This window comes from Scandinavium lactucae, from assembly GCF_033843265.1.
GTDB classification, from domain to species: Bacteria; Pseudomonadota; Gammaproteobacteria; order Enterobacterales; family Enterobacteriaceae; genus Scandinavium; species Scandinavium lactucae.
The window spans coordinates 53,329-64,274 of record NZ_JAWXRD010000035.1 but is presented as its reverse complement, the minus strand read 5'-3'; the positions used below and the strand labels follow the sequence as shown (position 1 = coordinate 64,274).

General features: G+C 53.7%; 7 protein-coding genes and 2 tRNA genes. 2 read left to right on the top strand and 7 right to left on the bottom strand.

The features are described 5' to 3' along the window. Window positions 1-76: 76 nt before the first annotated feature. The 7 genes from SIK69_RS15480 to nagB all read right to left on the bottom strand — a co-directional run bounded on the left by SIK69_RS15480 (window position 77) and on the right by nagB (window position 6,475). Window positions 77-161: transfer RNA gene (locus SIK69_RS15480), tRNA-Leu, on the bottom strand. A 9-nt stretch (window positions 162-170) separates the two neighbouring features. Next, window positions 171-247, bottom strand: a tRNA-Met gene (locus SIK69_RS15475). Window positions 248-477: 230 nt separating this feature from the next. Beyond that, a complete protein-coding gene (gene asnB / locus SIK69_RS15470; RefSeq protein ID WP_319629089.1) occupies window positions 478-2,142 on the bottom strand; it encodes an asparagine synthase B in 1,665 nt (554 codons plus the stop codon). 264 nt (window positions 2,143-2,406) lie between these two features. After that, window positions 2,407-3,159, bottom strand: a complete 753-nt coding sequence (gene nagD, locus SIK69_RS15465) for a ribonucleotide monophosphatase NagD (RefSeq protein ID WP_110510123.1) — start codon at window positions 3,157-3,159, stop codon at window positions 2,407-2,409. 82 nt (window positions 3,160-3,241) lie between these two features. Then, window positions 3,242-4,462: a DNA-binding transcriptional regulator NagC gene (gene nagC, locus SIK69_RS15460; protein ID WP_319786479.1), complete on the bottom strand. Its 1,221-nt coding sequence runs from the start codon at window positions 4,460-4,462 to the stop codon at window positions 3,242-3,244. A gap of 7 nt (window positions 4,463-4,469) precedes the next feature. Next, entirely contained in the window at window positions 4,470-5,618 is a 1,149-nt protein-coding gene (nagA, locus tag SIK69_RS15455) for an N-acetylglucosamine-6-phosphate deacetylase (RefSeq protein WP_319629091.1), read from the bottom strand. 56 nt (window positions 5,619-5,674) lie between these two features. Further along, window positions 5,675-6,475: a glucosamine-6-phosphate deaminase gene (gene nagB, locus SIK69_RS15450; protein ID WP_319629092.1), complete on the bottom strand. Its 801-nt coding sequence runs from the start codon at window positions 6,473-6,475 to the stop codon at window positions 5,675-5,677. Window positions 6,476-6,796: 321 nt separating this feature from the next. On the opposite strand from nagB, the gene nagE reads away from it, so the two are divergent. Together nagE and glnS are read left to right on the top strand one after the other, a co-directional pair. Further along, window positions 6,797-8,818 carry an N-acetylglucosamine-specific PTS transporter subunit IIBC gene (gene nagE, locus SIK69_RS15445; RefSeq protein ID WP_319786478.1) on the top strand — a complete coding sequence of 674 codons (2,022 nt, stop codon included), beginning with the start codon at window positions 6,797-6,799 and terminating at the stop codon, window positions 8,816-8,818. A 305-nt stretch (window positions 8,819-9,123) separates the two neighbouring features. Continuing rightward, window positions 9,124-10,791, top strand: coding sequence for a glutamine--tRNA ligase (gene glnS / locus SIK69_RS15440; protein WP_319786477.1), 1,668 nt, complete (start codon window positions 9,124-9,126; stop codon window positions 10,789-10,791). Window positions 10,792-10,946: the final 155 nt, after the last annotated feature.

Genomic DNA, 10,946 nt, shown 5'->3' with positions numbered 1-10,946 from the left:
GAACCAGGGAATGCCGGTATCAAAAACCGGTGCCTTACCGCTTGGCGATACCCCATCCGTGCAACGCTTTTGGAAATGGTGCGGGAGGCGAGACTTGAACTCGCACACCTTGCGGCGCCAGAACCTAAATCTGGTGCGTCTACCAATTTCGCCACTCCCGCAAAAAAAGATGGTGGCTACGACGGGATTCGAACCTGTGACCCCATCATTATGAGTGATGTGCTCTAACCAACTGAGCTACGTAGCCATCTTTTTTTCGCGTTACCTTATCGGCGTTGCGGGGCGCATTATGCGTATTGAGCCAATAAGCGTCAACTTCTTTTTCAAGGAAAATCGCTGGAATGTGACTGTTTGGTTAGGTTGCGAACAGCGCGGCGAATTTATCGGCAATAATTGATTCTTACGTCTTTTTTATCGCCGGATTACCGCTATAAACGACAAAAGGGCCCCTGAGGGCCCTGAATCAAAAACATGACATTATTTGTAGGCGGACTGGTGTACGCCTACAGCACGGCCTGATGGATCGTTCATGGTTTTGAACGCTTCATCCCACTCGATAGCTTTAGCAGACGAACAGGCGACGGACGGGCCACCCGGCACGCACTCCGCAGCGCTTGGCAGCGGGAACAACTCTTCAAAAATTTCGCGGTACAGATACCCTTCTTTAGACGACGGGGTGTTGTACGGGAAGCGGAAGCTGGCAGTTTCCAGTTGTTTATCCGTCACCTGCTTCGCCGCTACTTCTTTCAGGGTATCAATCCAGCTGTAGCCTACGCCGTCAGAGAATTGCTCTTTCTGACGCCACGCCACGCTCGCTGGCAGGTAGGATTCAAAACATTCACGCAGAATGTGTTTTTCCATTTTGCCATTGCCACACATCTTATCCTGCGGGTTAATGCGCATCGCCACGTCGAGGAATTTCTTGTCGAGGAACGGTACGCGCGCTTCAACGCCCCAGGCTGACATTGCTTTGTTGGCACGCGCACAGTCAAACATATGCAGCGCCTGCAGTTTACGCACGGTTTCTTCGTGCAGCTCCTTCGCGTCAGGCGCTTTATGGAAGTACAGGTAGCCGCCGAATACTTCGTCAGAACCCTCACCCGACAGCACCATCTTGATGCCCATCGCTTTGATTTTACGCGACATCAGATACATTGGCGTTGAGGCACGAATAGTGGTCACGTCGTAGGTTTCGATGTGATAAATCACGTCGCGGATAGCGTCCAGACCTTCCTGCACGGTGAAATGAATTTCGTGGTGTACGGTGCCGAGATGGTGGGCGACTTCCTGCGCCGCTTTCAGGTCCGGTGAGCCCACGAGGCCAACCGCGAAGGAGTGCAGCTGCGGCCACCAGGCTTCAGACTGTTCCTGATCCTCTACCCGGCGTGCGGCATATTTTTTGGTGATAGCAGAGATAACAGACGAATCCAGACCGCCGGAGAGCAGAACGCCGTAAGGCACATCAGACATCAGGTGGCTTTTAACGGACTCTTCCAGCGCCTGACGCAGCTCGGCTTTGTCGGTCACGTTGTCTTTGACCGCATCGTAGCTGAACCAGTCACGCTGGTAATAAGGACGAATTTCGCCATCCTGGCTCCACAGATAGCTGCCCGCCGGGAACTCTTTAATGCTGCGGCACACGGGTACCAGGGCTTTCATTTCAGACGCGACGTACAGGTTGCCGTGCTCGTCGTGGCCCATATACAGCGGGATGATCCCGAGGTGATCGCGGCCAATCAGATACGCGTCTTTTTCACTGTCGTATAGCGCAAACGCGAACATGCCCTGTAAATCGTCGAGGAATTCCGGGCCCTTTTCCTGATACAGCGCGAGGATGACTTCGCAGTCAGATCCGGTCTGGAACGGGTAGCACTCACCGTATTCAGCGCGCAGAGCCTGATGGTTGTAAATTTCACCGTTCACGGCCAGCGCGTGGGTTTTCTTTTCGTTGTACAGCGGCTGGGCACCGGCGTTGACGTCGACAATCGACAGACGTTCGTGGACGAGGATGGCTTTATCACTGGCGTACACACCTGACCAATCCGGGCCGCGATGGCGCATCAGGCGGGAGAGTTCCAGCGCTTTTTTACGCAGCTCGACCGCGTCCGTTTTGATATCCAGTACACCGAAAATAGAACACATAGCGACTTCTCCGTTAATTCTGTTGCGTGTTGTTGTGGCGTTGCATGACGTAAAAAATGCCGGAAAGCGACCGCCTGCGCAAGGGAATTACCGGGCTAAAAGAAAAAAGTGCAATGATGATTAGAGAATAGTGAAAAACGCGCAGCATTAAGACGTGGTTATTAACGATTATGCAATTTTTGGCGTGTTTTATTAGATGGCGTTTTATTTCTGTGAGGAAGGAATGTTGGCCCGGCACGCGGTAAGCGCCGCCGGGCACCTGCTTTAAATGACGTCGATTTCAGCGACCGACGGGTAAATCCACGATGGTCTGAACGGCATGCTATCGATATCATCCACCGTCGAGACCCCCGAGAGTACCAAAATGGTTTCCAGACCGGCCTGGAAGCCTGCCAGAATGTCGGTGCGTAGGTTATCGCCGACGATCACCGTCTGCTCCGAGTGGGCCTGCATTTTATTCAACGCGGCGCGGATTATCCATGGGCTCGGTTTGCCGACATAAAATGGTTTGCGGCCGGAAATTTTCTCGATGCCTGCGCATAACGCCCCGCAGGCCGGATAAAAACCGCGACCGTGCGTATCCGGGTTAGTGGCGATAAACCGCGCCCCGTTAGCCACGAAGAACGCCGCCTTATGCATCATTTCCCAGTTGAAGGACCGCGTCTCGCCCACGATGACGAAGTCCGGATTCACATCAGTGATAGTAAAACCAGCTTTGTACAATTCGTGGATCAGCGCACCTTCGCCCACTACATAGGCTTTCTTGCCTTCCTGACGACGCAGAAAATCGGCGGTCGCCATCGCAGAGGTATAAAACACGCTGTCCGGCACGTCGACACCGGCGGTGGCGAAACGGTTGGCCAGGTCCTGCCCGGTCTGCGAAGGGTAGTTGGTGAGCAATACCAGCGGCATGCCTTTTTCCAGCACGCGGGTTAAAAACTCCGCTGCACCGGGCACGGCTACGTTATCGTGCATCAGCACGCCGTCAATATCGCAAATGATGTTCTGAAGGGTCATGGACAGTCCGACGTCGTATTTAAGAAAGGCGTAATTATACACATTATCCTCCCGTTCGCCTGCGGCGAGGGAGGAGGGCGGTTTAGCTTTCCAGCAGGCGCTGGAGCAGCATGCCGTTGAGCATTGACCGTTTGACGAGAGCAAAAGCGCCAATGGCGGAGCGGTGATCGAGTTCAGATCGCACTACCGGCAAGTTGTGGCGAAACGCTTTCAGCGCCTGGTTATTGATGCAGCCCTGAATGGCGGGCAACAGCACTTTCTCCGCTTCGGTGATTTCACCGGCAATAACCACTTTCTGCGGGTTAAACAAGTTGATGGCGATGGCGATGGTTTTGCCGAGATGGCGGCCAACGTGCTCAATCACTTCGCAGGCCAGGGCATCACCTTTGTTCGCGGCTTTGCAGATGGCTTTGATGTTACAGTCATCAAGCGAGACTTTACTCTGGTAGCCTTTTTCCAGCAGCTGGCGTACCCGCTGCTCGATAGCCGCATTGGCCGCGACGGTTTCCAGACAGCCGAAATTTCCGCAGTGACAGCGTTCGCCAAGCGCATCAACCTGAATATGGCCAATCTCACCGACGTTGCCGTTTCGGCCAATAAAAATGCGACCGTTGGAGATGATCCCGGCCCCGGTGCCGCGATGCACCCGCACCAGAATAGAATCTTCGCAGTCCTGAGTTGCACCGAAATAGTGCTCGGCGAGCGCCAGACTGCGGATATCGTGCCCGACAAAACAGGTCACGTTAAAACGTTTTTCCAGCGCGCCAACCAGTCCCCAGTTTTCCACTGGAATGTGCGGCATATAGCGGATCACCCCGCTTTCTGGGTCAACCAACCCCGGCAGGATAACCGAAATAGCAATCAGTTCGCGGATTTTACGCTGGCAGTTTTCAATGAAGGTGGCGATGGTGTTAAGCAGCGCATGCTCCAGGGTTTCCTGGGTGCGTTCCGGCAACGGATAATGCTCTTCGGCGACGACTTTGCTGCTCAGGTCATACAGCGTGAGGGTGGTATCGTGACGGCCCAGACGCACGCCGATGGCGTGAAAATTGCGGGTTTCAGTAATAATCGAAATCGCGCGGCGGCCCCCGGTGGAGGCCTGCTGATCGACTTCTTTGATCAGGCCGCGTTCAATCAGTTGACGCGTGATTTTGGTCACGCTGGCGGGCGCAAGCTGGCTCTGTTCGGCAATCTGAATGCGCGAGATTGGTCCGTGCTGATCAATCAGGCGGTAAACGGCCGCACTGTTAAGTTGTTTAACGAGGTCAACATTACCAATTTGAGCGTGTCCGCCTGATGTCATACTTTACTTACTCAGCAACGACCTCGTTACCATTAACGATGGTCTTAGTGATTTTATAATCGCGAGTGAACGCGGTCAGATTGGCTACCATGCCAGGGGCGATGCTGCCCAGTTGCTTATCGACGCCGATGGCACGGGCCGGATACAGCGTGGCCATACGCAGCACTTCATCGAGTGCGATACCGCAGTGTTCCACCAGGTTACGTACGCCTTCAATCATCGTCAATGCGGAACCGCTTAAGGTGCCGTTCTCATCCACGCACAGCCCATCCCGGTAGTATATTGTTTTACCAGCAAAAATGAACTGTTCAATATTCGCGCCAGCCGGTGCGGTGGCGTCTGTAACCAGACAAAGTTTGTCACCTTTCAGGCGTTTGGCGTTACGAACGTTAGCGTAATCAACGTGCAGACCATCGACAATAATACCGCAGTAAACGTCCGGTTCATCAAAAATAGCGCCTGCAAGTCCCGGCTCACGCCCGGTGATGTACGGCATAGCATTGTACAGATGGGTTGCGAAGGTGACGCCTGCGCGGAAACCAACTTTGGCTTCTTTCAGCGTGGCGTTGGAGTGGCCCGCTGAGACCACAATTCCGGCGCTAGCCAGACGCGTAATGACCTGGGCAGGAACCATTTCCGGTGCCAGAGTGACCTTGGTAATCACATCGGCGTTAGCACACAGGAAGTCGACCAGATCGTCGTCAGCCTTACGCACGTAATCCGGGTTATGCGTCCCTTTCTTAACGATATTCAGCCACGGTCCTTCCAGATGCAGGCCCAGTGCCTGATTCGGGTGTTTCGCCAGGTATTCACGCATCACGCGGATACCCTGCTTCATTAGATCGTCGCTGGAGGTGATCAGCGTCGGCAGGTAGCTAGTGCAGCCAGAGCGCTCGTTGGCTTTCTGCATGATCTCCAGTGTTTCAACGGTCACCGCATCCGGGCTGTCGTTGAACTGCACGCCGCCGCAGCCATTCAGCTGGACGTCGATAAAACCGGGAGCAAGAATGGCACCATTTAACGAGCGTTGCTCAATCCCGGACGGCAAATCGGCCAGTGGGCAGAGTTGTTCAATCAGGCCATTGGCGATAACAATCGCATGGTCATCCAGAATTTCGTGGCCGGTATAAATTCGGCCATGGGTTAATGCATACATTACGACCCCCGGTTTCAAAAAAGCATCCGCCCCCTTAAAGAGGGGCGGGGATTCAATTACAGACCTTTAATATTTTCGGCTTCTAATTCGTTGAAGTACTTCAGTGTTTTCACTTTCAGTTCCATGGTGGACGGCTCGTCGCACACCATCACCGCTTTCGGGTGCAGCTGCAGGCAGCTAATGGTCCACATGTGGTTCACGTTACCTTCAACCGCTGCCTGCAGCGCCTGTGCTTTCTGATGGCCCAGCACCAGAATCATCACTTCTTCTGCGTCAAGCAGCGTGCCCACGCCCACGGTCAGTGCGTATTTTGGCACCTGAGTCACGTCGCCGTCGAAGAAACGGGAGTTTGCCACGCGGGTGTCATGGGTCAGGGTTTTAATACGGGTACGGGAAGACAGAGAAGACGCCGGTTCGTTGAACGCGATGTGACCGTCGTTACCTACGCCACCCATGAACAGGTTAATTTTGCCGTAAGAGCGGATTTTTTCTTCGTACTGGCGGCATTCTGCATCGATGTCTGGCGCGTTGCCATCCAACAGGTTAATGTTTTCAGCCGGAATATCAACGTGATCGAAGAAGTTACGGTGCATAAAGCTGTGGTAGCTTTCCGGATGCTCTTTTGCCAGGCCTACATATTCGTCCATGTTGAAGGTCACAACATGTTGGAAGCTAACCTGGCCCGCTTTGTGCATCTCAACCAGAGCTTTATACGCGGTGAGCGGAGTACCACCGGTTGGCAGACCCAGAACGAAAGGACGGTCCGCGGTCGGTTTGAACGCATTGATGCGGTTGACGATATGACGGGCGGCCCATTTACCTACTTGTTCAGCTGTCGCCAGGGGAATCAGTCTCATTGTTCACCTCAATAGTTAATATAAATGTTGGCGGATTGGCACCGTATCTCTGTTAAGAGTAACCTGGATTAGCAAGGAGAGGGGGCAATCCGTCCTGATTTTTCGAATGATAAAATAAGTTTTCCCTGTTAGCCAGTCGGATGAGGGGGTGAAGACGATATTTGGTGATAAAAATCACAAAAAAAGCGCTTTTAATTTGCGAGACGAATTAATTTTTCACACACTCTGAAGGCAAGTGATACATTGCTGTGCTTTCAAGATAGTCACACTATAAAAAAACGGCTGTAACTCAGTCGGTCGGGGTCTCAAGGGGGAATAAAAGTGAGTGTTCTAGGTTATTTACAAAAAGTTGGCCGCGCACTAATGGTGCCAGTGGCCACGCTGCCAGCCGCAGCCATCCTGATGGGTGTCGGCTACTGGATTGACCCGGTGGGCTGGGGCGGATCTAACGCACTGGCTGCGTTCTTCATTAAGTCAGGCTCCGCGATTATCGACAACATGTCCGTGTTGTTCGCAATCGGTGTGGCTTACGGTATGTCTAAAGATAAAGACGGTGCAGCAGCGCTGACCGGCTTTGTTGGTTTCCTCGTATTAACAACCCTCTGCTCTCCGGCAGCGGTATCCATGATCCAACAAATTCCGGCGGACCAGGTTCCGGCGGCATTCGGTAAGATCAGCAACCAGTTCGTCGGCATCCTTGTCGGTATTATCTCTGCGGAACTGTACAACCGCTTCAGCGGCGTTGAGCTGCCAAAAGCGCTGTCGTTCTTCAGCGGTCGCCGTCTGGTTCCAATCCTGACCTCCTTCGTCATGATCGCCGTCGCTTTCGTACTGATGTATGTCTGGCCGGTTATCTTCGACGGTCTGGTGGCCTTTGGTGAGCACATCCAGAAACTGGGTTCCGTCGGCGCGGGCGTCTATGCGTTCTTCAACCGTCTGCTGATCCCGGTGGGTCTGCACCACGCGCTGAACTCCGTATTCTGGTTTGACGTTGCCGGTATTAACGATATCCCTAACTTCCTCGGCGGCGCGCAGTCTATCGAAGCGGGTAAAGCAGTGGTGGGTATCACCGGTCGTTATCAGGCGGGCTTCTTCCCGATCATGATGTTCGGTCTGCCGGGTGCGGCACTGGCGATTTACCACTGTGCTCGTCCAGAAAATAAAGCCAAGGTACTGGGTATCATGATGGCGGGCGCATTCGCGGCCTTCTTCACCGGTATCACCGAACCGCTGGAATTCTCCTTCATGTTCGTGGCACCTGTTCTGTACTTCATCCACGCTGTGCTGACCGGTATCTCCGTGTTCATCGCTGCCAGCATGCACTGGATTGCGGGCTTCGGCTTCAGCGCCGGTCTGGTGGATATGGTGCTGTCCTCGCGTAACCCGCTGGCGACACACTGGTGGATGCTGATCCCTCAGGGTCTGGTGTTCTTCGTTATCTACTACGTAGTGTTCCGCTTCACTATCACCAAATTCAACCTGATGACTCCGGGTCGCGAACTGGCTGTTGCCGGTAGCGAAGCCGATGGTCAGGACGTGAATGTGAGCAGTGATAAAGAGCAGGATGCGTCCGAGCTGGCACGCCAGTACATCGCCGCAGTCGGCGGTTCAGACAACCTGACCGGGATTGATGCCTGTATTACTCGTCTGCGTCTGAACGTGAAAGATTCCGCGCTGGTTAACGAAGCGCTGGCTAAGCGTCTGGGTGCCTCTGGTGTGATTCGTCTGAACAAAACCAGCGTGCAGATTATCGTGGGCTTCGTGGCAGAAAAAATCGCTAACGCGATGAAAACCACCGGTCACGTTGCCGCCGCTGAAGCCGCTCCGGCAGCAGCGCCAGCCCAGGCCGCGGTCAAACCGCAGGCTGTGCCAAACGCGGTCACCATCGCGGCACTGGTTTCCCCAGTGACCGGGGATGTGGTTGCGCTCGATCAGGTTCCTGATGAAGCCTTCGCCAGCAAAGCAGTAGGCGACGGTGTGGCGGTGAAACCCACCGAAAAAACGGTTGTCTCTCCGGCGGCAGGTACCATTGTTAAAATCTTCAATACCAACCACGCGTTCTGCCTCGAAACCGAAAAAGGCGCGGAAATCGTTGTCCACATGGGGATCGATACCGTTGCACTGAACGGCCAGGGCTTCACGCGTCTGGTAGAAGAGGGTGCCGAAGTGGTTGCAGGTCAGCCGGTCCTGGAAATGGATCTGGACTTCCTGAACGCTAACGCACGCTCAATGATTAGCCCAGTGGTGTGTAGCAACATCGACGATTTCAGCGGCCTGGTTATTAAGGCGCAGGGTCAGGTTGTAGCAGGCGTGACGCCGCTGTATGAGATTAAAGGCAAGTAATCGTTCCTGAGGATACCCAAAATAATTCGAGTGGCAGGAAGGCGGCAAGTCTGAGAATCCCCAGGAGCTTACTCAGGTAAGTGACTGGGGTGAGCGGATGCAGCCAACGCACAGGCCTCTTGAAGAATGACGGGTAATAGAATGTGCCTTAGCGGCGGGGGAATATCCTCCGCCGCTTTTTTATCGCTCCCGCCGCCCCGATATTCTCTGTTAACCCCCATTTTTCTGTAACTAAGGGTTGTCTCCGCCCTCAGCTTATAAGATCATATTCCGTTATATGTTGTTTACGCCTTGAGGAACCCGCGATGAGTGAGGCAGAAGCCCGCCCGACTAACTTTATTCGCCAGATTATCGATGAAGATCTGGCCACTGGTAAGCATACGACCGTGCACACCCGTTTTCCGCCTGAGCCGAACGGTTATCTGCATATCGGTCATGCGAAATCGATCTGCCTGAACTTCGGCATCGCCCAGGATTATCAGGGTCAGTGCAACCTGCGTTTCGATGACACCAACCCGGTGAAAGAAGACATCGAATACGTGGAGTCGATCAAACATGACGTCGAGTGGTTAGGCTTCCACTGGTCAGGTGACATCTGCTACTCCTCTGACTACTTCGATAAGCTGCACGAGTATGCGATTGAGCTTATCAACAAAGGTCTGGCGTATGTGGACGAACTCTCCGCAGACGAAATCCGTGAATATCGCGGCACCCTGACGCAGCCGGGTAAAAACAGCCCGTACCGCGATCGCAGCGTGGAAGAGAACCTGGCGCTGTTTGAAAAAATGCGTGCCGGTGGCTTCGAAGAAGGGAAAGCGTGTCTGCGTGCCAAAATCGACATGGCATCACCGTTCATCGTGATGCGCGATCCGGTGCTGTATCGCATCAAATTCGCCGATCACCATCAGACCGGCAGTAAGTGGTGCATCTACCCGATGTATGACTTCACCCACTGCATTAGTGATGCGCAGGAAGGCATTACCCATTCGCTGTGTACGCTCGAATTCCAGGACAACCGTCGCCTGTACGACTGGGTGCTGGACAACATTTCCATTCCGGTCCATCCACGTCAGTACGAGTTCTCTCGTCTGAATCTGGAATACACCGTGATGTCCAAGCGTAAGCTGAACCTGCTGGTTACCGACAAGCACGTTGAAGGCTGGGATGACCCGCGTATGCCGACCATCTCCGGTCTGCGTCGTCGCGGCTATACCTCCGCGTCCATTCGTGAGTTCTGTAAGCGCATCGGCGTCACCAAGCAGGACAACACCATCGAGATTGCATCGCTGGAATCCTGCATTCGTGAAGATCTCAACGACAATGCACCGCGTGCGATGGCGGTTATCGATCCGGTTAAACTGGTTATCGAAAACTACCCGCAGGGCGAAAGCGAAATCGTCACCATGCCGAACCATCCGAGCAAACCTGAAATGGGCAGCCGTGAAGTGCCGTTCAGTGGTGAAATCTGGATCGATCGCGCTGACTTCCGTGAAGAAGCCAACAAGCAGTACAAACGTCTGGTGATGGGCAAAGAAGTGCGCCTGCGCAACGCTTACGTGATTAAGGCCGAGCGCGTAGAGAAAGATGCAGAAGGCAACATTACGACTATCTTCTGTACTTATGATGCCGATACGCTGAGTAAAGATCCGGCGGATGGCCGTAAAGTGAAAGGCGTGATCCACTGGGTTAGCGCTCAGCATGCGCTGCCGGTTGAGATTCGCCTGTACGATCGTCTGTTTAGCGTACCGAACCCGGGTGCCGCAGAGGACTTCCTGGCGGTCATCAACCCGGAATCATTGGTTATCAAGCAGGGCTATGCTGAGCCTTCGCTGAAAGCCGCTGAAGCGGGCAAAGCGCATCAGTTCGAACGTGAGGGTTACTTCTGCCTAGACAGCCGTTACACCACCGCTGAGAAGCTGGTGTTTAACCGCACCGTCGGTCTGCGTGATACCTGGGCCAAAGCGGGCGAGTAATCTTTCCGTTATCGCCTAATGAAAAAGCGTCGCCCTGAGCGGCGCTTTTTTTAAGTCATTTTCGTGATGCGAAATAATATCATTTCGATCTATGAAACACCGCCTCTGTCTTGTTACATTTTCAACTGACGTTATTCTCTAATTCGTTGTAAAAC

Excerpts from the sequence above, each read along its gene's own strand:
- glnS (WP_319786477.1), top strand. The coding sequence starts at position 9,124 with ATGAGTGAGGCAGAAGCCCGCCCGACTAACTTTATTCGCCAGATTATC.
- nagD (WP_110510123.1), bottom strand. The coding sequence starts at position 3,159 with ATGACCCTTCAGAACATCATTTGCGATATTGACGGCGTGCTGATGCAC.
- nagC (WP_319786479.1), bottom strand. The coding sequence starts at position 4,462 with ATGACATCAGGCGGACACGCTCAAATTGGTAATGTTGACCTCGTTAAA.
- asnB (WP_319629089.1), bottom strand. The coding sequence starts at position 2,142 with ATGTGTTCTATTTTCGGTGTACTGGATATCAAAACGGACGCGGTCGAG.
- nagA (WP_319629091.1), bottom strand. The coding sequence starts at position 5,618 with ATGTATGCATTAACCCATGGCCGAATTTATACCGGCCACGAAATTCTG.
- nagB (WP_319629092.1), bottom strand. The coding sequence starts at position 6,475 with ATGAGACTGATTCCCCTGGCGACAGCTGAACAAGTAGGTAAATGGGCC.